The organism is Defluviimonas sp. SAOS-178_SWC (genome assembly GCF_039830135.1).
In the GTDB taxonomy this organism is placed as follows: Bacteria; Pseudomonadota; Alphaproteobacteria; order Rhodobacterales; family Rhodobacteraceae; genus Albidovulum.
On the sequence record NZ_CP156081.1, the window covers coordinates 2,567,514 to 2,589,108 of the forward strand.

The 21,595-nt window shown below is 66.4% G+C and carries 20 protein-coding genes; 4 read left to right on the forward strand and 16 right to left on the reverse strand.

The features are described from left to right. Positions 1-27 precede the first annotated feature (27 nt). A complete protein-coding gene (locus tag V5734_RS13305) occupies positions 28-195 on the forward strand; it encodes a hypothetical protein (protein WP_347310126.1) in 168 nt (55 codons plus the stop codon). 3 nt (positions 196-198) lie between these two features. On the opposite strand, the gene V5734_RS13310 is transcribed toward V5734_RS13305, so the two are convergent. The 5 genes from V5734_RS13310 to V5734_RS13330 are packed head-to-tail and all read right to left on the reverse strand — an operon-like array spanning position 199 to position 4,969. Further along, positions 199-1,287, reverse strand: coding sequence for an ABC transporter ATP-binding protein (locus V5734_RS13310; RefSeq protein WP_347310127.1), 1,089 nt, complete (start codon positions 1,285-1,287; stop codon positions 199-201). Positions 1,288-1,297: 10 nt separating this feature from the next. Next, positions 1,298-1,432, reverse strand: coding sequence for a hypothetical protein (locus V5734_RS13315; RefSeq protein ID WP_347310128.1), 135 nt, complete (start codon positions 1,430-1,432; stop codon positions 1,298-1,300). Position 1,433: 1 nt separating this feature from the next. Next, the gene (locus V5734_RS13320) at positions 1,434-2,579 is read right to left on the reverse strand and encodes a carbohydrate ABC transporter permease (RefSeq protein WP_347310129.1); all 1,146 of its coding nucleotides are present in this window, start codon (positions 2,577-2,579) and stop codon (positions 1,434-1,436) included. Continuing rightward, a complete protein-coding gene (locus V5734_RS13325) occupies positions 2,579-3,589 on the reverse strand; it encodes a carbohydrate ABC transporter permease (protein ID WP_347310130.1) in 1,011 nt (336 codons plus the stop codon). The genes V5734_RS13320 and V5734_RS13325 overlap by 1 nt, the downstream gene beginning before the upstream one ends. 24 nt (positions 3,590-3,613) lie before the next feature. Further along, complete coding sequence (locus V5734_RS13330; protein ID WP_347310131.1) at positions 3,614-4,969, reverse strand: ABC transporter substrate-binding protein; 1,356 nt, start codon at positions 4,967-4,969, stop codon at positions 3,614-3,616. Between the two features lie 488 nt (positions 4,970-5,457). Between V5734_RS13330 and V5734_RS13335 the strand changes: the two genes are divergently transcribed. Then, positions 5,458-6,429, forward strand: a complete 972-nt coding sequence (locus tag V5734_RS13335) for a glucokinase (protein WP_432759627.1) — start codon at positions 5,458-5,460, stop codon at positions 6,427-6,429. Positions 6,430-6,467: 38 nt separating this feature from the next. On the opposite strand, the gene pgi is transcribed toward V5734_RS13335, so the two are convergent. The 7 genes from pgi to V5734_RS13370 form a co-directional block, all read right to left on the reverse strand. After that, positions 6,468-8,069, reverse strand: a complete 1,602-nt coding sequence (gene pgi / locus V5734_RS13340) for a glucose-6-phosphate isomerase (RefSeq protein WP_347310133.1) — start codon at positions 8,067-8,069, stop codon at positions 6,468-6,470. Between the two features lie 25 nt (positions 8,070-8,094). After that, entirely contained in the window at positions 8,095-8,766 is a 672-nt protein-coding gene (gene pgl / locus V5734_RS13345; RefSeq protein ID WP_347310134.1) for a 6-phosphogluconolactonase, read from the reverse strand. 70 nt (positions 8,767-8,836) lie between these two features. After that, positions 8,837-10,300, reverse strand: a complete 1,464-nt coding sequence (gene zwf, locus V5734_RS13350) for a glucose-6-phosphate dehydrogenase (protein ID WP_347310135.1) — start codon at positions 10,298-10,300, stop codon at positions 8,837-8,839. A gap of 299 nt (positions 10,301-10,599) precedes the next feature. Further along, positions 10,600-11,595 carry an acryloyl-CoA reductase gene (gene acuI / locus V5734_RS13355; RefSeq protein ID WP_347310136.1) on the reverse strand — a complete coding sequence of 332 codons (996 nt, stop codon included), beginning with the start codon at positions 11,593-11,595 and terminating at the stop codon, positions 10,600-10,602. 13 nt (positions 11,596-11,608) lie between these two features. Continuing rightward, positions 11,609-12,694, reverse strand: coding sequence for a dimethylsulfoniopropionate demethylase (locus tag V5734_RS13360; RefSeq protein WP_347310137.1), 1,086 nt, complete (start codon positions 12,692-12,694; stop codon positions 11,609-11,611). Positions 12,695-12,713: 19 nt separating this feature from the next. Then, on the reverse strand, positions 12,714-13,334 hold the full coding sequence (locus V5734_RS13365) for a DUF1326 domain-containing protein (protein ID WP_347310138.1): 621 nt from the start codon (positions 13,332-13,334) through the stop codon (positions 12,714-12,716). Between the two features lie 11 nt (positions 13,335-13,345). Beyond that, positions 13,346-14,143, reverse strand: a complete 798-nt coding sequence (locus V5734_RS13370) for a DUF2182 domain-containing protein (RefSeq protein WP_347310139.1) — start codon at positions 14,141-14,143, stop codon at positions 13,346-13,348. A 117-nt stretch (positions 14,144-14,260) separates the two neighbouring features. Between V5734_RS13370 and V5734_RS13375 the strand changes: the two genes are divergently transcribed. Beyond that, positions 14,261-15,001, forward strand: coding sequence for a FadR/GntR family transcriptional regulator (locus V5734_RS13375; protein WP_347310140.1), 741 nt, complete (start codon positions 14,261-14,263; stop codon positions 14,999-15,001). Positions 15,002-15,090: 89 nt separating this feature from the next. Then, entirely contained in the window at positions 15,091-16,350 is a 1,260-nt protein-coding gene (locus V5734_RS13380) for an arylsulfotransferase family protein (RefSeq protein WP_347310141.1), read from the forward strand. A gap of 10 nt (positions 16,351-16,360) precedes the next feature. Here V5734_RS13380 and V5734_RS13385 read toward each other — a convergent pair whose 3' ends face one another. The 4 genes from V5734_RS13385 to V5734_RS13400 form a co-directional block, all read right to left on the reverse strand. Next, positions 16,361-18,010: an ABC transporter ATP-binding protein gene (locus tag V5734_RS13385; RefSeq protein ID WP_347310142.1), complete on the reverse strand. Its 1,650-nt coding sequence runs from the start codon at positions 18,008-18,010 to the stop codon at positions 16,361-16,363. 4 nt (positions 18,011-18,014) lie between these two features. Further along, the gene (locus tag V5734_RS13390) at positions 18,015-18,938 is read right to left on the reverse strand and encodes an ABC transporter permease (protein ID WP_347310143.1); all 924 of its coding nucleotides are present in this window, start codon (positions 18,936-18,938) and stop codon (positions 18,015-18,017) included. Positions 18,939-18,949: 11 nt separating this feature from the next. Further along, positions 18,950-19,903 carry an ABC transporter permease gene (locus V5734_RS13395; RefSeq protein WP_347310144.1) on the reverse strand — a complete coding sequence of 318 codons (954 nt, stop codon included), beginning with the start codon at positions 19,901-19,903 and terminating at the stop codon, positions 18,950-18,952. Between the two features lie 90 nt (positions 19,904-19,993). Further along, complete coding sequence (locus tag V5734_RS13400; protein ID WP_347310145.1) at positions 19,994-21,559, reverse strand: ABC transporter substrate-binding protein; 1,566 nt, start codon at positions 21,557-21,559, stop codon at positions 19,994-19,996. Positions 21,560-21,595: the final 36 nt, after the last annotated feature.

The window sequence follows — 21,595 nt, forward strand, 5'->3', positions numbered from 1 at the left end:
GAAACCTAACGGGTGCCTAATGGCGGCATGAGACAGAGCCACACCCCGGTTCCTCACACCGTCCACGCCGTTCACGCCCCCGCCGCACGGCTGACCTTGCCGGCCGCGCTGCCTGTCGCGATGGGTCTTGCTTCGGCCTTTCTCGCTGTGCTGGCGGGTGTCAGCTTCGCCATGACGATGATCCGGCCCGGCTGACCCTCATCGGTAAAGAAGCGAACGGCCGACATGGAACAGGTGGACCCTGGCGGGGTCCACCCGCAGCCCGACCGACGCGTGCCGCAGTCCGGGATGAATGCCGGGAAGCTTGGCGATGACCGGCGCCGTGCCGTTCCGGGCCTTGAAATACAGAAGCGTCACCTCGCCAAGCGCCTCGGTGATCTCGACCTCGCCGCGCCAGGCCACCGCCGCATCATCCGCCGGCACGAAATGCTCCGGCCGGATCCCGACCCGGACCTTGAGCCCGCGGTCGCCAGCTTCCGTAGGGACCGTCGAGGTCACCGTCCCGCCAGAATCCAGCCGCACCGTTGTCTCCGCCCCGGTCCCGGTGATCTCGCCGTCGAGAAGGTTCATCGCCGGGGATCCGATGAACTGCGCGACGAACTCGGTCTCGGGGCGTTCGTAGAGATCGAGGGGCGTTCCAACCTGCGCGATGCCGCCCCCCGAAAGAACCACGATGCGGGAGGCGAGTGTCATCGCCTCCACCTGGTCATGCGTGACGTAGATCATCGTCGCCCCCGGCATGTTCTCCTTCAACTGCGCGATCTCGATCCGGGTCGCGACACGCAAGGCGGCGTCGAGGTTGGAAAGCGGCTCGTCGAAAAGATAGACCCTGGGGTCGCGCACGATCGCCCGGCCGATGGCGACACGCTGGCGCTGGCCGCCGGACCGCGCCTTTGGCAGCCGGTCGAGATAGGGGGTCAGTTGCAGGATTTCGGCCGCCCTGCCGACGGCGGCCGCGATCTCCACCCGGCTTTTCCTCGCGATCTTCAGCGCGAAAGCCATGTTGTCGCGCACCGTCATATGGGGATAGAGCGCATAGGACTGGAACACCATCGCGATGCCGCGCTGGGCCGCGGGAACCGCGTTCGTCACCACGCCGTCGATTTCCAGCGTGCCACGCGTGATCGGTTCCAGCCCCGCGATCATGCGCAGGAGCGTCGACTTTCCGCAGCCCGACGGGCCGACGAACACGATCAGTTCGCCCTGCCGGATATCGAGATTGATATCCCTGAGGACCTCGACATTGGCGTAGGATCTGCCAATGCCTGTCAGTTTCAGCCCGGCCACCGACGCCTCCTCACGCCGCGCGCCGCAGCAGGTTGCACTGCCACGGCCCAAACGCCAACACCCCGCCCTCCCGCGGCGCGGCGCCGCGCCACCAGTCCCGGTCCCCGTCAAGCTGCGCCGCTGCCGGCAGGTTCGTCGCGGTCACGTCAGCCCCCTTTCACGGATCCAGCGAGTATGCCCCGCACGAGGAATTTCTGCATCGAGAAGAACACCAGAAGCGGCACCGCGACGGAGACGAAGGCCGAAGCCGCTAGAATCTCCCACTCGCCGCCCCGCGAGCCCATGAGATTCACCAGCCGCCCGGTCAGAACCAGCTTCTCGTCCTGCGGGCCGAGAAAGACCAGCGCCACGAGAAGGTCGTTCCAGGTCCAGAGGAACTGGAAGATCGCGAAGCTCGCGAGCGCCGGAAAGGAAAGCGGCAGGACGATCCGGGTGAAGATCTGGACGTCGCTCGCCCCGTCGAGACGGGCGGACTCCATCACCTCGCGCGGAAGCCCGGCCATGTAGTTGCGCAAGAGATAGATGGCGAGCGGCAGTCCGAACCCGGTATGGGCAAGCCAGATGCCGAGATAGCTTTTCGGTTCGAAACCAAAGGCTTGCCCGGCAGAGTTGTAGATCTTGAGGAGCGGGATCAGCGAGATCTGCAAGGGCACGACCTGAAGCCCGACCACCGCCGCGATCAGGAGGGAACGCCCCGGAAACGGCATCCAGGCCAGCGCATAGGCGGCGAATGCGGCGACAAGGATCGGGATCACGGTCGCGGGCACGGCGACGGTCATCGAGTTCAGGAAGGACCGGCCGAGACCGGCCGCCGTCAGGACGCCCCGGTAATTCTCCGCCGTGAAGCGCGGCGGCAGATCGGCGGTGTAGAAGATACGCTGCCCGCGCGCCCCGGCGGAACTTTGCGGGCCCGAGAGTTCGAACCTGCCGTCTTCCGCGACGCTGAGCGTCACGCCGTCCTTCAGTTCCGCCGTCGCCCCCGGCGCGAAGGCGGCCGGGTCGCGCGAGGAGAAGCCGAAGGCCGACACGCGGCCGGCCCCGCCCTCCAGCACGTTGCCGGTCAGGACGTGGCGGCCCGCCACCAATGGTCCCCCGTCACCCGGCGGCGCGCGGAAGACGCGGTTCTGCGACGAGGTCGACAGCGCCGTCCACCAGCCCGAGACCGAGATCTGGTCCTTATCCCGGAAAGACGAGACGAGAAGCCCGGCCGTCGGCAGCGTCCAGAGCAGGACGAGAATGGCGACCGAAAGCTGCACGGCCCAGGCGAGCGGGGATCGCGGCCGCGACGGCATCACCGATCCCCCGTCTCGGACCGCGCCCGCAGGATGTTCCAGATCATGATCGGCACGACGAGCACCATGATCACGACGGCGATGGCCGCCCCGCGCCCGAAATCGCCGCCACCCCGAAACATCCAGTCGAACATGAGGTTCGCGAGGACCTGGCTGTTCCACTGGCCGTTCGTCATGGCCAGCACGATGTCGAAGACCTTGAGGACGGTGATGGTGATGGTGGTCCAGACGACCGCGATCGTGCCCCAGATCTGCGGCACCATAATCCGCAGGAAGATCTGAAGACCCGAGGCGCCGTCGAGGATGGCCGCCTCGATTGTTTCTTCCGGAATCCCCCTCAACGCGGCCGAGAGGATGACCATCGCGAATCCGGTTTGGATCCAGATGAGGATCACCATCAAGAAGACGTTGTTCCAGAACGGCAGGGCGATCCACGCCTGCGGTTCACCGCCGAGGGAGACGACAATCGCATTGAGGAGGCCGATCTGATCGGAGCCTTCGCCCCGGTAATCGTAGACGAATTTCCAGATCACCGCGGCGCCGACGAAGGAGATCGCCATCGGCATGAAGATCAGCGATCTGGCGATGTTGCCCCAGGCGATCCGGTCTGTAAGGGCGGCGGCGACAAGGCCGAGGAAGTTCGACGCCGCCGGCACCACGAGAAGCCAGAGAAGGTTGTTCACCATCGCTTCCCGGACCCCCGGATCGCCCAGCAGCCAGCGGTAGTTGGCGAGCCCGACGAAGTCCTGCCCGCTCCGGTCGTGAACGCTGAGCCAGATCGACGCGAAAACCGGGTAGACGAGGTAGAGCCCGAGCGCCAGCAAGGCGGGCCCGAGGAAGAGCCAGGGCCGGATCAGCGCCGCACGGGCGATGTTGCGCGACGCCACCGCCCTGTCGGCGGCCCGGAGCGGGAAGATCCGGTCAAGACACCAGTTGGAGCCCCAGAAATAGAGACCCGCCCCGGCAATCCCGCAGACGATGGTGAAAAGCGCGGCCCAGAGCTGTTCCATACCCCCTCCCCCCGGCGGGCCGCCTTACTTGATCGCGTCCCACTCGGCCTGGATCGCCGCCGCGACGGCGCCGGTCTCCTTGCCGCCGGCGTAGTCGACCATGCCGGTCCAGAAGGCACCGGCGCCGATCTTGCCCGGCATCAGGTCCGATCCGTCGAAGCGGAAGGTCGTGGCGCCGAGGAGGATCTCGCCCTGCTTCCTCAGCGCGGAATTGGCATAGGCGTCGACATTGACCGCCTTGAAGGGGGTGAGAAAGCTCGATTGCGCCATCCAGACCTCGTGCGCGATGGGCGTTTTCAGAAACTCGATGAACGCCCGCGCGGCCTCTCCGTCCCGGGTGATCATGGCGAGCGTGCCGGCGCCAAGGACGGGTTTCCCGAGGTCCTTGCCCGCATAGGCCGGAAAGTAGAAGAAATCGGCGTCGCGCCCCAGTTTCGTTCCTTCCGGGAAGAAGGACGGGATGAACGACGCCTGGTGATGCATGTAGCATTTCGGCGGCGAGGCGAAGAGCCCCTTGGCGCTGTCACGGAAATCGGTCGTCGCGACCGCGGCGGCTCCGCCATCAACGAAGGCGTCGTTGCGGGCGAACCAGCCGAATTCGTCGATCGCGCCGGTGATGGCGAGGTCGGTGAAGGGCAGATCATTGCCGATCCACCTGTCGTAGACATCCGGCGCGGCCGTCCGAAGCAACAGATCCTCGACCCAGTCAGTCGCGGGCCAGCCGGTCGCGCCACCCGAGCCGAGACCGATACACCACGGCGTTCCGCCATCGGCGGTGATCCGTTCGGTCAACGCCTTCAGGTCCTCCATCGTCCCCGGGACCTCGTAGCCCGCATCCTCGAAATTCTCGGGCACGTACCAGACGAGCGATTTCACGTCGATCTTGTAGGGGAACGCGTAGAGCGCCGAGGTTCCGTCGGCGCCCTTGTAGATACCGAGGCCGGCCCAGCTGTCGCCCGCAGCGTAGTTCCCGCGAATCCATGCCTCGGTCTCGTCGCCGAGCGGCGCCAGCAACCCTTTCGCGGCGAGGTCGCCGATCAGCCCCGGTTGCGGCAGGATCGCGATGTCGGGCGGGGAGCCGGCCTGGGTGTCGATGACGATCTGCTGTTCGTAGTTCTCCGACGAGGAGTAGATCACCGTGATACCGGTGGCGGCGGAGAAATACGCAAGGACACTTTCCGCGAGCACCTGATCCTCGCCCCGCCACGGTCCGAAGATCGACAGCGACTGACCGTCAAGGTTGTATTTATTGGCATAGGAATCGAAGCTCGCCCAGTCGAAACGCGCATCCTCGCCCGGTTCGAATTTCAGCTCCTGCGCTGCCGCGCCGCCGGCAAGAAGCGCCAGGGCGGCGGCTCCGACATGAAGCGTACTCGTCATGATATCCCCACATCGTTCGTTGGCGTTCCGACACTCATTATCCTTTTTTATAATGATTACAAAGCGTTTTAAAACATGATCCGCAGGCCCGCGTCGGGGCGGCTCAACGTCGTCTGGACGATCTTCCGCCACGCGCCGGATTGCACGCCTGAACCAGGCGGGCGGTGAGTATCGAGGCGGCCGACGGCCTTGCGTATACTCAACCGAAGGACGATCTCTTGGACGTGACCGCGCATCATGGCGCGGCATTTCCGGACGACCGTCTCATGGTCCGTTGGCGGCCATGTGGCTGACCTACTTCGGCGTCTTCGGGATGTGGGCGACGCCCGCGCCGCGTCACCCCCACCACGCCACGCACGGGATCGCGGCATCGGCCGCCCAAAACCCGTCTTACGTCCCGATATCGGCGCAGCGCGCTTGATGCGGACCCCGAAAGCATCCTATCACGCCATTGAGGGCCCCACGACCAAAGCCCCTGCAAAGCGAAGATGCGGATGCCTGAGACCCTTTCGCTCGTGGCCGATATCGGCGGCACCAACACCCGCGTCGCGCTGGCGCGGGGGGATGCCGTCGACCGCGCGACGATCCGGCGCTTCGCCAATGCCGATTTCCCCGGTCTCGGCCCCGTCCTCGTCCGATACCGGGCCGAGTCGGGCAATCCGGCCTGTGCTGGCGCCTGCGTCGCCGTTGCCGGGCCGGTCGATCACGGCGTTGCACGCCTCACCAATCTCGACTGGACCATCGACCGGGCTGCAGTCGGGGCAGCGACCGGGGCAGAGCGGGTCGCGGTCCTGAACGACCTTCAGGCCCAGGGCCATGCGCTCGGCCACATCGCGGCCGACTGCCTGCGGCCGCTGATCGTGGCCGAGGGTTCCGGCCGGACCGACGGGCCGCAACTCGTCATCGGCGTCGGCACCGGCTTCAACGCCGCCGCCGTCCACGAGGCGCCCGGCGGGCGGATCGTCACCGCCTCCGAAAGCGGCCATGCCAGCCTGCCGGTCCGGACCGAGGCCGATCTGCGGCTGATGCGGTCCGTCGAGACGGCACACGGGTTCGCCGGGGTGGAGGATGTGCTTTCGGGTCGCGGGCTCGAACGGCTCCACGCCTGGGCGGCGAGCGAGGCCGGTCGCGACGAACTTCTCGGGGCCTCCGCGATCATGGCGGCGATCGCCGAGGGCACGGACCCGGTCGCGACCGAAACGGCGCGCGCCTTCCTCCGCCTCCTTGGCACCGTCGCCGGCGATCTGGCGCTGACCCACCTGCCCTTCGGCGGCATCTACCTGATCGGCGGCGTCGCCCGTGCCTTCACCGATCACTTCGACCGCTTCGATTTCGCCGCCGCCTTCCGCGACAAGGGGCGGTTCTCGACCTTCATGCGGGAATTCCCGGTGTCGATCATCGAGGACGATTACGCCGCCCTCGAAGGCTGCGCCCGCTACCTGAGCGCCGCCGCTATCTAGCCGACCCGCCGTCCAGGAAATCTTGACGACGATGCCCGTCAGCCGCCACCGAGCGCCGCGACCAGCATCCGGGTGGAGCCGTCCTTGCCCTCGGCACTTTCCCGCCCGGCAAGTATCGGTTCGAGCGCGAGCGCCAGTTCCTTGCCAAGCTCCACCCCCCATTGGTCGAAGGAATTGATCCCGAGGATCACGCCTTCGACAAAGACCCGGTGTTCGTAGAGCGCCACGATCTGGCCGAGCGTGTAGGGCGTCAGCCGCTCGTAGACGAGCGTCGTGGAGGGGCGGTTGCCGGGGAAGACCCGGTGGCGCGCCTGCCGGTCAAGCTCCGCCCCCGTCAGGCCCTTCTTCGCCATCATCGCCCGCGCATCTTCAAGGCTGCGACCGCGCATCAGCGCCTCGGACTGGGCGAGGCAGTTGGCGACGAGAAGGCGGTGCTGGTGGGCAAGCTCCGGCTCGTGGCCCTCGCGGCCAACCATGAATTCGCACGGGACGACCCGCGTTCCCTGATGGATGAGCTGGTAGAAGGCGTGCTGGCCGTTCGTGCCAGGCTCTCCCCAGACAACGGGACCGGAATGCTCGATCAGGTCCGAGCCATCCATTGCGACGCGCTTGCCGTTGCTTTCCATCTCCAGTTGCTGAAGATAGGCCGGCAGGCGCGAGAGGCGCTGTTCGTAAGGCAGGACGGCGCGGGTCGCGTGGCCGCAGATCTGGTTGTGCCAGATACCGGTGAGGGCGAGCATGACCGGCAGGTTCCCGGCAAACGGCGCCTCGCGGAAATGCGCGTCCATCGCGGCCCCGCCGACGAGGAACCGCCCGAAATCCTCAGGACCGACAGCGATCATCAAGGACAGCCCGATCGGCCCCCACATCGAGTAGCGCCCGCCGACCCAATCCTCGAAGCCGAAGACACGGGCGGCGTCGATGCCGAAGGCGGCGGTCCTGCCGGCGGCGGTGGAGACGGCGGCGAATTGCGCGGCCGGATTCGCGACCTTGGCCGCCATCCAGTCCCGCGCGGTCTCGGCGTTCGTCATCGTCTCGATCGTCGTGAAGGTCTTCGAGGCGACGATGACCAGCGTCGTTTCGGGGTTCAACGGCGCCAGAACGTCATGCACATGCGCCCCGTCGACGTTCGAGACGAAATGCGCCCTGGGCCCGTCGGCATGGGGCGCAAGCGCGAGACAGGCCATCGCCGGGCCAAGGTCGGACCCGCCGATGCCGATATTGACCACGTCCGTGATCGCGCCCCCGGCCCCCGTGAACCGCCCGTTGCGAACGTCGCGCGCGAAGGCCACCATGCGCGCGTGGGTCGCGCGGACCTCGGGCATCACGTCGCGGCCATCGACGGTGACGGAGCCCGCGAGATTGCGAAGCGCGGTATGCAGGACGGCGCGGCCCTCCGTTTCGTTGATCTTCTCGCCGGAGAACATCGCGTCGCGCTTGCCGGCGACGCCCGATGCCTCGGCAAGCCGGATCAGGAGGTCGCGCGCGTGGGCGTCGATCCCGGTCTTGGAATAGTCGAAAAGCAGCCCGTCGGCGCGGATCGAGAAATGCCGCGCCCGGTCGGTGCCCTCGAAGAGCGACAGGATCGGCCTGTCTTCATGCCCCTTCCGGTGAAAGCGCAGGTCATCCCAGAGGCTCATCGACATCTCCCTCGTTCCGAAAATCTCATTCCGCCCAATGCACCGTCGCATCGGCCAGGACCGCGCGAACCGGCGCCTCCTGGTCCGTCAGCGACTGCGCGCGCTCCAGCGCGGCGCGCTTTTCCGCCCCGGTGATCAGGATGTGGCAGGACATCGCCCCGGCGAGGACCGGCGCGGTCAGCGTCACCCGGGGTTCGGGCGCGCCGGGCGCGCGCATCGGCATCAGGATCGGCGCCTCGGGCGACAGCGCCTCCTCCAGCCGGTCGGCGCCGGGGAAGATCGACGCGGTATGCATGTCCGCCCCCATGCCGAGCAGGAGGACCGAGATCGGCAGGCAGGGTTCGATCGCCGCCGTCAGCGCGTCGAGCGCGGCTTCCGGCTCCGGCGCGTCGGCATAGAGCGGGACGTAATGCGCGGCGGCGGCGCGGCCGGTGAGGAGCCGTTCCTTCAGGAGACGACCGTTGGAGCGCGGATGGCTCTCCGGCACCCAGCGTTCGTCGTTGAGGAAGACCGAGACCCGGTCCCAGTCGAGCTTCACGCCGGAGAGCACGTCGAAGACCGGGCCGGGCGTCGTGCCACCCGGCACGCAAAAGCTCACCCTCTCATGCTGGCGAAGCGCCATCGCAAGCTCGCTCGCCAGATGATCGGCGAGTTGGAACATCATCAGTTCGCGGTCAGGATACTCGACGAATTCCATCGCTAACTCCTCCAACTTTTCCGCCCTCGTGCCGCAACGAGGTCGCGAGCCGTGGTTCTGGCGAAGCTGTTCATTCCCGAATCTCCCGCCACCTCCGGCCGTCGCGATGAAGCAGCATCAAGGCGTCTTCCGGTCCGGACGAGCCCGGATCGTAGCCTTTCGGCTTGTCGCCCCGCGCCTCCCAGGCGGCAATGATCGGGTCGGTCCAGGCCCAGGCGGCCTCGACCTCGTCGCCCCGCATGAAGAGGGTCTGATTGCCCCGGATCACGTCCATGATCAGCCGCTCGTAGGCGTCGGGAATGTCGGTTCCGTCCTCGCCGAGCGCCTCGGCGAAGGACATGTCGAGCGGCACCTCGGTCAGGCGCATGCCGCCCGGCCCCGGCTCCTTGATCATGACCGAGAGCGTCATCCCCTCGTTCGGCTGCAACCGGATCGACAGCACGTTCTCGCGCCAGCCCTCTTCGTCGTCGAAGATCGAATGCGGCACTTCCTTGAATACGACCGCGATCTCCGAGGCGCGGGCGCGGAGCTTCTTGCCGGTGCGCAGGTAGAAAGGCGTGCCTTTCCAGCGCCAGTTGGCGATCTGCACCTTCAGCGCGATGTAGCTTTCGGTCTTCGAGGCAGGATCCTCGGCATCCTCGACATAGGACGGCTCTCCCCCCGCCCTCGGGCCGCCGCGATACTGCCCCCTGACGATATCCTCCGGCCCGATCTCCTTGAGCGCGCGGATCACCTTCAGCTTCTCGTCGCGCACCGCATCCGGGTCGAACCTGTACGGCGCCTCCATCGCGATGAGACAGAGAAGCTGCATCAGGTGATTCTGCACCATGTCCCGCATGGCGCCGGACTTGTCGTAATAGGCGCCGCGCCCCCCGACCCCCACCGTCTCGGCCACGGTGATCTGGACGTGATCGACATGGCGGGCGTTCCACAGGGGTTCGAAGAGGATGTTGGCGAATCGCACCGCCATCAGGTTCTGGACGGTTTCCTTCCCGAGGTAATGGTCGATCCGGTAGATCTGGTGTTCGGTGAAGTGCTCGGCCAGCGTCGCGTTCAGGGCGCGGGCGCTGTCCAGATCGCGCCCGAAAGGTTTCTCCACCACGATCCGCGCCGTCTCCGTCGCGATCCTGAAACGGTGCAGCCGCTCGGCGAGGTCGCCGAAGAGCGATGGTGCGACCGAAAAATAGAAAGCCTGTACGACATCCTTGCGCATCAGGCGCGCGAGATCCTTCCAGCCGCCATCGCCCTTCGCATCGACCGACACGTAGTGGACATGACCGAGAAAACGGGCGAGCGTCTCGCCGTCGCGTTTGCCTTCGCTCACGAATTCGCCGATCGCCTCGGCGACAAAGGCCCGAAATCCGTCGTCGTCCATCTCGCCCCGCGCGGCGCCGATGATCCGCGACGAGTCGGGAACTTGCCCGGCAAGGAAGCGCCGGTAGAGGCCGGGCAGGATCTTTCGCCGCGCCAGATCGCCGGTTCCCCCGAAGATGACAAGGTCGAACGGATCGACCGGAATCACGCGTGAGACCATATTGCCCGTTCCTTTCCGGCGTCCGTTAGCGCTAACGGTTCCGCTGATACCGCCTTGCCGTTCGAAAGTCTAGCATCGGGTTTTGGGGCTGGCCATGCCGAGGACCGGGTACTCGTCTTCGGACATCCGGAGACCATTCCGGGGCACCTGTCGAGGCGCAGCGCCCAGCCCCCGTCGACCCTGGGCCCGAAGACTATGTCAGCCTGTTCATCCTAGCCAGCGCGGACAGTGATGCGCCACGTCTCGCGCGGCTTCACATGCCGTGAAGTGGCGGCCGGTTGGGCCGCCAGGCCCGGGTTTCAGGCGTTCACGTCAACGACGACGCGGCCCTTGACCTGGCCCTTCAGGATATCCGCGCCGAGTTTCGGCAGGTCCGACAGCGTCGCCGGCTGGATCATCGCATCGAGCTTGTCCATCGGCAGATCCCTGGCGATCCGTTCCCAGGCGCGGACGCGGTTCGCATAGGGCTGCATCACGCTGTCGATGCCGAGAAGGTTCACGCCGCGCAGGATAAAGGGCGTGATCAGCGCCCCCTCGATCGCCGCGCCGCCGGCAAGGCCGACCGCCGCGACAGAGGTTCCGTATTTCATCTGCTTCAGAACGCGGCCGAGCATTGCGCCCGCGACGGCATCGACGCAGCCCGACCACTGCTCGCCCTCAAGCGGCTTGCGCGTGACCTCGGTCAGTTCCTCGCGCGCGACGATGCGACTGGCGCCGAGGCCGGTGAGGTAATCGGCCGTCTCGGGCCGCCCCGTGACCGCGGCCACCTCGTATCCGAGTTTCGCGAGGATCGCCGTCGCGACCGAGCCGACACCCCCCGCCGCGCCGGTCACCAGAACCGGCCCGTGGCCGGGTTCCAGCCCATGATCCTCGAGCGCCATCACCGCGAGCATCGCCGTCAGCCCGGCGGTACCCACCGCCATCGCGGCCCGTGTGCTCAACCCGTTCGGCAGCGGCACCAGCCAGTCGGCGCGCACCGACGCCTTCTGGGCATAGCCGCCCCAATGCGCCTCGCCCACGCGCCAGCCGGTCAGCACGACCTTGTCGCCGGACTTGTAGCGGGGATCGGAAGACGCCTCGACCGTGCCGGCGAAGTCGATCCCCGGCACATGCGGATAGTGCCGGACGAGCCCACCGCCGGGGCCGACGCAAAGCCCGTCCTTGTAGTTCACGGTCGAATACTCGACCGCGACCTTCACCTCGCTCTCGGGAAGGCGGCTTTCCTCGATCGCCTGAACCGAGGCGCTGGTCTTGCCCGACGCCTCGTCCTTTTCCACCACAAGTGCGTTGATCATCGTCCCGCCTCCTTCAAATCCAGAACTTGTCCTGCACAACGGCATCCCGCATGCCGTCCTGCGTCTCGACCTCGACCGTCGTCCCCGCGCCCCAATGGCTCTTGTCGATCATCCCTATGGCGACGTTGGTATTGAAGTCGGGGCTGTATTTCGCGCTCGTCACCTGCCCGACTTTCGCACCGTCGGCATAGACATGCCAGAGCCGGTCGCATCGCGGCAGGTCGCCCGAAATAGCGACGGGGCGGATCATCCGTTCGGCCGGCCGCGCGGCAAGGGCCGCCTTGCCGATGTAGTCTGCGGGCGAGTTGACGAACTTGCCCAGACCCGCTTCGAACGGCGTGTTCGCGCGCGTCATGTCGTTGCCGTAGCTCAGAAGCCCGCCCTCGACCCGCTCGATCAGGTTCGGGCAACCGGCGCGGACGTGAAGATCCTCTCCGGCCGCGAACAGCGCCTCCCAAAGCGGCATGCCGTAATCCCCGTCATCGACATAGATCTCGAAGCCGCCCTGCCTGGAGTAGCCAGACCGGGCGACGATCATCTCGCGCCCTTCGAAGCTGAGCCGCTTGTAGCGGAAAAAGCGAACGTCCCGGACCGCGTCACCGAAAACCCGCGCCATCAGATCGTCCGATTTCGGGCCCTGCACCGCGAGCGGCGAGACATCCGGTTCCTCAGCCTCGACATCGAGCCCGAGCGCGTCGGACACACCGAGAACGTATTGCAGAAAATCGCTGTCGGCGATCGAGATCCAGTAATGATCCGCCGCGATCTTCACCGCCACCGGATCGTTGAGCATGCCGCCGTTGCGGTCGACCACGGGGATATAGTAGCACTGATCGTCCGCCATCTTGGCAAGATCGCGCGGGCTGATCAGCGTCATCAGCCTTGACGCGTCCGGCCCCCTGACGCTCACCTGCCGTTCGCAAGCCACGTCCCAGACCTGAACGTGACGCTTCAGATGGTGGTAATCCTCGACAAATCCGCCGAACTGCGCCGGAAGTAGCATGTGGTTGTAGACCGTGTAGCTCGTCACGCCTGCGGCCTCGACCCCGGGCGTGAATGGCGTGCGCCGCACGCGGCGCGAGGATGTGATGACCGTCATGTCGCGCTCCCCGCCCCCGTCAGTTGGGCCCGTGCCAGTCGATCTGGCAGATCTCGGCCGAGCGGCCGTCGAAATCCCAGACCCGGCCGAAGGCGCGGACCTTGCCCTTGCTGGCCTTGGCGACCGTGATGTCGGGGCCCATCCAGTATTCGGTATTGGTCACCACGATATCCTTGCCGCCGTGGCCCTCGACCGGCGCGATCTCGCCCTTGATGGCGCGGCCGACGGTCAGGCGGCGGGTCTTGCCCTCGGTCTCGAACGTCACGGGCGCGCGTTCGGCGCCGAGGAATTCGCTGACGAGCACCTTGAAAAGGCCCGTCGTCCCGCGCGCCTGGCCGGTGAAGACCTTCAGAAGGCCGTCATAGGCCTTGTTGCTGGCACGCTCGTCGATATAGGCCGCCGCCTTCCAGTTGCCGCGCCCCATCCGGCCGGGGATCTCCAGAAGCAGTCCGATGTTCAGCCCCGACAGATCCTCGCCGTCGTAATGGCCCGCATCGATGCGGATGCCGGCCCAGCCCATGCAGTGGCCTTCGGTCGGCGGGTGATCGCCGAGCGAGATCACGCACGGGCAGAAGACCGTGCAGTTGCAGTTGAGGATCAGCTCCCCCTTGATGGCCCATTCCGGCAACTCGCTGCCCATGTCGTCCTCCCTCAGACAAATCCGGTGGCGCGGAGTGCCGTAACGCCCCCCGCGATGATCAGCGCCCATCCGACGGGCCGGGTCAGGCGCCGCCCTATATCGGGCAGTTTTTCGAGCGTCATGAAGAGCGTCGCCGCCCCCATCCAGACGAGGTTCATCACCCCGCCGACAAAGCCGAGCGCCATCAAGGCCCAGCAGCAGCCAAGGCAGACCGCGCCGAGACGGAGCCCCATCGCGAAGGCGGCGGGCGCGCCCGGACGCCAGCGCTCCATGAAGAAGGTCAGCGGCATCCGGCATTTGGCAAGGCAGGCCGCCTTGACGACCGAGAACTGGTAGAGCCCGGCCCCGACCAGAAGCGCCGCCGTCAGCCAGGGCGAGAGGCTCGCCCCGAAGGGCGTCAGCATCCCCGCCCGCGCCAGCGCCGCCTGCGCCCCCGCGCCGAGCGCCGAGGCCGTCAGCCAGACCGCGCCATATCCGGCGACGAGCGCCGCCGCGCCCGCAGCGGTCGTCGCGCCGGTCGCGGAGAGGTCGGCAAAGGTTCTGAGCGCCGGCACGAAGGTCGGCAGCATCATCGCCGCCGCCATCAGCGCCCACATCGCCCAGAGCGCCGGCAGGGACGCCTCGGCCGCCGAGGCGCAGAGCGCCGCCCAGAACTCCGCCGGGATGCCGCCTGAGGCCTGGCCGCGCGCCATCAGCGCCACCGAGACCCAGGCCAGAAGGATGAGCGCGTAAAAACCGATCCAGCCCCAAGCCCGCCGGGACGGCAGCGCGATGCCGCGCCCTTCGCCAGACTGGACATTCACGGACATGGCCCCCTCATTCCCGAAAAAAGCGATGGACGGATGACACCCTCCTGCCTACGGTCACCCTGACCGGATCAAATGTCAAACAATTAATGTCTGACATTTGAAGATCGCGAGGACGGAATGGAGAAACTGACGCTCGGCGCCGAAGGGGAATTGCCGATCCGCATCGCGGAAGGCATCCGCGAGGCGATCGTCGAGGGGCGGCTGATCGTCGACGAACGGCTTCCTTCCGAACAGGAACTGGCCGAGACATTCGGCGTGTCCCGCCCCACGGTGCGCGAGGCGCTGAAACGGCTGGCCGCGCAAAGCCTGATCCGCACCCAGCGCGGAGCGACCGGCGGCGCCTTCGTCAACCGGCTGTCCTACGACGAGGCGCGCGAGCAGCAGGTCACCACATCGACGCTGCTGCTCAGCATGAACGCGGTCGATTTCGAAACAGCCTGCGAGGCGCGCTACGCGCTCGAACGCGCCTGCGTGCCCTTCGCGGCGGACCGGCGCGGGCCCGACCATCTGGCGGCGATGCGGGCCGAGATCTTCCGGCAGGGCCAGCCGGGCCTTTCCGACGAGGGTTTCTGCGCCTCCGACGTGGCCTTCCACCGCGCGCTCGTCGATGCGGCGGGCAATCCGGTCCTGTCCTACCAGCTTGCCGGCGCGGTCGAGGCGATGCAGCCGCTGATGAACATGATCACCTTCTCCGCCCGGTCGCGCGAGTGGATCGTCGCCCTTCACACCGCCATCGCCGACGCGGTCGAGGTGTCCGATGCGCCCCGCGCCGAGGCGGCGCTGGCGGAGCTTTCGGTCTACACGGTCGCCCTGGCCCGCGATATCCGGGCGGCCCGGCAGAAACGCGACGGCGGCTGATTGCCACAGCTTCGCGCAATCATCGCCCAAGTTTTGTCCAAGGACCCTGACAAAACCGGCCAGAACACACAGAGCAGAGACGAGGCCCCATGAAACCGGAAACCCTCCAGCGGATCTCCACCTGTTTTCTGATTTCCATGGTGGCGCTGGTTGTTGGAATCCTGTCCGGGCTGAAGGAATGGACGCCGGCAACGCTTTATACAACGGGCCAACAGATCGTGCTGTCGCTGCGCGATACGGGGCGGGTCCTGCCGGAGCACGCCTATTCGCGCCGCCGCGCCGGGTCGCCGGACGAGCGTTATGTCGTGAACCGTCCCGAATCGATTGCGCCGGGCGACCTGCTCATCAACCGGCTCCAGCTTCCCGAAAACCGGTTCGTGACCGAACTTCTCGACGAAAGGGGCGAGGTGATCGGCAGTTGGCCCTCCGACTATTCGAACGTAGTCGAGAACGGCAAGCCCGGCGGCACCTTGCAGGCGACCTACCCCCTTCCCGACGGGTCGTTGCTTCTGGCCTACGATCAGGGGACCGCTCTTGTCCGGGTCGATATCTGTGGCAAGATCCTTTGGTCGCGGACGGATCAGACCTATCACCATGCGATCCGCCCGGACGAGGATGCGGGCGGTTTCTGGGTCTGGCAGGCCGGGATGTGGTATGGTGGTGACGACCAACGGCTCGTGCGCTTCGACGAAGAGACCGGCGAGATCCTCGAGTCGATCGACCTGATCGACGACATCATCCTCAGATCTCCTGCGAGCAAAGTCGCGTTCGGCTTTCCCGACGGCTTCAATTTCTACCGCGACCTGCCGGAAGAGGCGTCGTCCGACGTTTTCCATCCCAACGACATCAAGCCTCTGCCGGCCCGGCTCGCGCGGGCTTTCCCGCAGTTCAAACCGGGCGATCTGCTGATCAGCCTGCGCAACATCAACCTGCTGGCCGTCGTCGACCGGACCACCAAGCAGCTGCTCTGGTCGAGGCACGGCCCCTGGCAGGAGCAGCACGACCCCGACTGGCAGGCGGATGGCACGATCACGGTCTATTCCAACAACCAGCGCCGCGGCGTCACGACGATCCTTAAGATCGACCCGAAGACGGACCTGGCCGAGGATCTTTTCGCCGACGCCAGCTTGCGGTTCTTCTCGCGCGTCATGGGTCAACACCAGTTGCTGCCGAACGGTAACTGGCTGATCGTCTCGCCGCTCGAAGGTGCCGCCATCGAAGTCTCCCCCGCCGGCGAGATTCTGCGCGAGGTGAGCAACCGGCTCACGGGCGAGTTCAACGGCATCCTGTCCTACGCGCAACTCTTGCCGCCGGGCTACTTCACCGCCCCGCCGCGCTGCGGGCGGTGACCGGGGGCCATCAGGGCCCTCTCTTCCCCGCCTTTTCCGCGCGCTCCTTCAGCAGTTTCGTCAGCCAGTCCGGGTCCATCTCTGGGACGGAGGAGAGGAGGAGTTCGGTATAGGGATCGTGGGGCGGCTCGAACATTTCGAGCTTCGGGCCCTGCTCCACCACCTTGCCGTTCTGCATCACCACCACCTCGTCGGCGATCGAGCGCACGGTGGCGAGATCATGCGTGATGAACATGTAGGCGAGGTCGAACTCCGACTGGAGCCGGTCGAGAAGCTTCAGGATGCCCTCGGCTACAAGCTGGTCGAGCGCCGATGTCACCTCGTCGCAGATGATGAACTTCGGCTCGGCCGCAAGCGCCCGCGCGATGCCGATCCTTTGTTTCTGCCCGCCGGAAAGCTCGGACGGCAAGCGGTCGATGAACCTGTCGGGATCGAGCTCGATCAGGTTCAGAAGGTCGCGGATCCGTTCCGTCAGCGCCTTGCCGTGCAGGCCGAGATACATCTGCGCCGGACGGCCGATCAGCTCGCGCAGGCGCAGCTTGGGGTTCAGCGCGGTATCGGCCATCTGGTAGATCATCTGCGCCTGCCGGAGCTGGTCGCGGCTGCGCTGCCGGTAATCGGCCGGCAGGGGCGCCCCGTCGAACAGCACCCTGCCCTGCCGCGGCGGCAGAAGCCCGGTGATCACCCGCGCGGCGGTGGACTTTCCCGAGCCGCTTTCGCCGACCACCGCGACGGTCCGGCGCTTGTGGATGTCGAAGCTGATGTTCCTGAGGATGTCGGCCGCGCCGTATCCCGCCGTCACGTTCTGCACCGAGACGACCGGAACGCCGCCGGTCACCGGCGGCTGGACCGGCCGCGCATAGCTTCTGACCGCCCAGAGCGACTTGGTGTAGTCCTCTTTCGGGGCCGACAGCATGGTGCGGGTATCGGCCTCCTCGACCTCGTCGCCGCGCAGGAGAACCTTGATCCTGTCGGCCATCTGCGCCACGACCGCGAGGTCGTGGGTGATGTAGATCGCCGCGGTATCGAACTGCGCGACGATGTCGCGGATCGCCGACAGAACCTCGATCTGGGTCGTCACGTCGAGCGCCGTCGTCGGTTCGTCGAAGATGATCAGGTCCGGCCGGCAGGCCATCGCCATCGCCGTCATCGCGCGCTGGAGCTGCCCGCCCGAGACCTGGTGGGGATAGCGGAAGCCGATCTCCTCGGGGTTGGGCAGCCGCATCCGGCGGTAAAGCTCCACCGCGTCCCGCTCCGCCTCGGCCCGTCCCATCACACCGTGCTGGACCGGCGCCTCGCTGTACTGGTCGATGAGCTTGTGGGCCGGATTGAAGCTCGCCGCCGCCGACTGCGCGACATAGGCGATGCGTTTGCCGCGCAAGCCGCGCCGCTGGTCCCTGGTCGCCGCCCGAAGGTCGATCCCGTCAAAGTCGATCGTGCCCCCCGAGATCCGGCAGCCGTCACGGGTGAAGCCCATCGCCGCGAGGCCGAGCGTCGACTTGCCCGCCCCGCTTTCGCCGATGAGGCCGAGCACCTCGCCCTTGCGCAAGGTCAGGTCCACGCCCTTGATGATCGGCGACCAGGTCTCCTCCGACCGGCCTTCGATATGGATGTCCCGCATCGTCAGGAGGACCGGCTTTTCCGCTTGCGTGTCCTTCATGGCCCTACTCCTTCAATCCGCTGGCACGGTGAAGCATCCAGTCCACCACGAAGTTGACCGCCACCGTCAGGAGCGCGATGGCCCCGGCCGGCAGGAGCGGCGTCACGTCGCCGAAGGTGATCAGCGCCGCGTTCTCGCGCACCATCGACCCCCAGTCTGCCGTGGGCGGCTGGATGCCGACGCCAAGGAACGACAGCGCCGAGATCGCGAGGAAGACGAAGCAGAACCTGAGCCCGAACTCGGCGACCAGTGGCGCCAGCGCGTTCGGCAGGATCTCCCGCGTGATCAGCCGCCAGAGGCCCTCGCCCCTGAGCTTCGCCGCCTCGATATAGTCCATCACCACGATGTTGAGCGCCACCGACCGCGCCAGCCGGAAGACGCGGGTGGAATCGATCGTCGCGATGACGAGGATCAGCGTGGTGACGGAGGTTCCGAAGATCGTGAGCAGCAGAAGCGAGAAGATCAGCGACGGGATCGCCATCAGGATGTCGACGATCCGGCTCAGCACCTGGTCGAGCCAGCCGCCGACCGTCGCCGCCAGAAGCCCGAGGATCGAGCCGATGGTGAAGGCGAGCGCGGTGGTGGCGAAGGCGATGCCCACCGTGTTGCGCGCGCCGTAGACCAGCCGCGTGAACATGTCGCGGCCGAGGTTGTCGGTACCGAAGAGATGGGTGGAATCCCAGACCAGGAACTGCGCGCCGACCACCTCCCGCTCGCCATAGGGCGCGATGAGGGGCGCGAAGATCGCCACGACGAGATAGATGAGGATCACCAGCATGCCGAACCCGGCCGTGACCGGCGCCGTGCGCAAGGCCCGGGCCGTCGGCCCCTTGGTCAGCGCGACGGCGGCGGCGCGGAAAAGCCAGCCCGCCCCGAGGGCGCCGGCAATGGCGACGGCGATCCAGAAGAGGTTGATCAGGATAGTCATGTCACCCCTTCCTATTTGCGATGGATCAGACGCGGGTTCGACAGGGTCGACAGCACGTCCGCGGTGAGGTTGAGAAGCACATAGGCCGCCGCGAAGATCAGCGCGACCGCCTGCACGACCGGGAAGTCGCGCTTCGACACGCTGTCCACCATCAGCTGCCCGAGGCCGGGATAGACGAAGACCACCTCGACCACGACGACGCCGGTGATGAGATAGGCGAGGTTCAGCGCCACGACGGTGATGATCGGCGCCAGCGCGTTCGGCAGCGCGTGTTTCAGGATCACCCGCATCGGCTTCATCCCCTTCAGCCGCGCCATCTCGATATAGGGCGAGGCGAGAAGGTTGATGATCGCCGCCCGCGTCATCCGCATCATGTGCGCCGTGACGACCAGTGTCAGTGTCAGCGCCGGCAGGAAGGTCCGGTAGAGCGCCTCGGCGAAGGTCGTCGTGGCATCCATCCGCGCCATCGACGGGAAGAGGCCCGACTGCGCGAGGACGAAGATGAGGATATAGGCGACGAAGAATTCCGGGAAGGAAATCGACGTCAGCGCCAGCGCGTTCACCGCCCGGTCGAAGATCGAGTTGCGGTAGAGCGCGGCGAGAACACCGAGCGCCAGCGACAGCGGCACCGCGATCGCGGCCGCGTAAAGCGCAAGGAAAAGCGTGTTGCCGAGCCGCGTGGCGATCAGGTCGGCGATGGGACGCTTGTTGGCAAGCGACGTGCCAAAATCGCCCTGGAGCGCGCCGAGAAGCCAGTTGATGTAGCGCGTATGCGCCGGCAGATCGAGCCCCAGCTCCCGGCGGAACGCGGCCACCGTCTCCGGCGTCGCCGACTGGCCGAGGATGTTCTTGGCAAGATCCCCGGGCAACAGCTCCGTCGCCCCAAAAATGATCACCGAAATCACGAACAGCGTCAGCAGGCCGAGGGCCAGACGCTTCGCAATCATGGACCAGACTATGGACATCTTCGCCCCCTGTTCATTGTGCCACGCGTTCCGGCGGCTTGGCCCCGATGGGGCGAAAGGCCCCGGCGGCGACCGCCGGGGCCGGGATCATCAGGCGAGCCACCAGCGCTCGATCATGCGCAGGCCGTCCATGCCCTGGTTGGTGCCGACCACTTCGGGAACGCCGACCTTCTCGGTATGCGCCATGACGTAGTTCGCGAACATCGGGATCACCGTGCCGCCTTCGTTGGCGCAAAGATCCTGCATTTCCCAGTACATCTGGCGGCGCTTGTCCTCATCGAGTTCCGACCGCGCGGCGACCAGAAGCTCGTTGAAGCGGGCATTGTCCCAGAAGCTTTCGTTCCACGGCGCACCGCCCTGGTAGGCGACCGAGAACATCAGGTCCGGCGTCGGACGCCCACCCCAGTAGGAGGCGCAGAACGGCTTTTTCATCCAGACGTTGTCCCAGTAGCCGTCAGACGGTTCGCGCACGACCTCGATGTTGATCCCGGCGGCGGCGGCGCGTTCGGAGTAGAGAACCCCTGCATCCACGGCACCGGCGAAGGCGGAATCCGCGACCGAAAGCTGGACGCTGAGCGAGTCCATCCCGGCTTCCTTCAGATAGAATTTCGCCTTGTCCGGGTCGTAGGCCTTCTGCTCCAGTTCGGTGTTGTAATAGGGCTGCTGCGCCCCCATCGGGATGTCGTTGCCGATCGACCCGTACCCTTGCAGGATCTTGTCGACCAGCTCTTGCCGATCGATGCCGTATTTCAGCGCCTGACGCACGTTGTTGTCGCTGAACGGCGCCGCACGGGTGTCCATCACGAAGACGTAGTGCTGGTTGCCGGCCACCGGCAGGATGGTGATCCCCTGCGCGCGCTGGAGCAGCCCGACGGTGTTCAGATCGACGTTGTCGATCAGGTCGACCTCGCCGGTGATCAGCGCGTTCTGCCGGGCGGCGGGATCGACGATCGACAAAAGCTCGACCTCGTCGAACCAGGCGCGGTCCGTCTTCCAGTAGTTCGGGTTGCGCTTCAGCTTCCCGGAAACGCCCTGGTCCCACGATTCGACGATGTAGCCGCCGCAGCCATCCGTCGTCATCGGATCGATCTTGCCGTCGGCCGAGGGCAGGATGACAAGGTGGTAATCCGCCATGATGAACGGGAAGTCGGCGTTACCGCCCGAAAGCGTCACGACGACGTTCTGCCCGTCCGCCTTGATGTCGGTGATCGGATCGACATAGGGCTTCGCGGCCGACTTCGAGTCTTCGCCGCGGTGATAGTTGATCGAGGCGACGACGTCGTCGGGCGTCAGCGTCTTGCCCGAATGGAAGGTGACGCCTTCGCGGATCTTGAACGTCCAGGTCGTCGCGTCGGCCGAGGCTTCCCAGCTTTCCGCGATCTCGGGGGCGAGGCTGCCATCCGGTGCGACCTCGGTCAGCGTGTTGTTCCGGGCGGTGTTGAAGATCTGCGTGTAGACCGAATCCCAGGTGCCGGGATCGTAGCTGTCGGTCGTGTTGCCGCTGGCCACCGCGATGCGGATGGAGCCGCCCCGCTTCGGTTCGGCCATGGCCCGGCGCACGCCCGCCGGCAGGATCAGCGCGGCGGTGCCGAGCGCGGTCGCGCCCTGCAGAAGTCCGCGGCGGCTGACGCCTCTCGGGGTGATGTTTTGTGTCATGTCGTCCTCCTTGTTGTCGGTAAGTGTTTTTCGCAG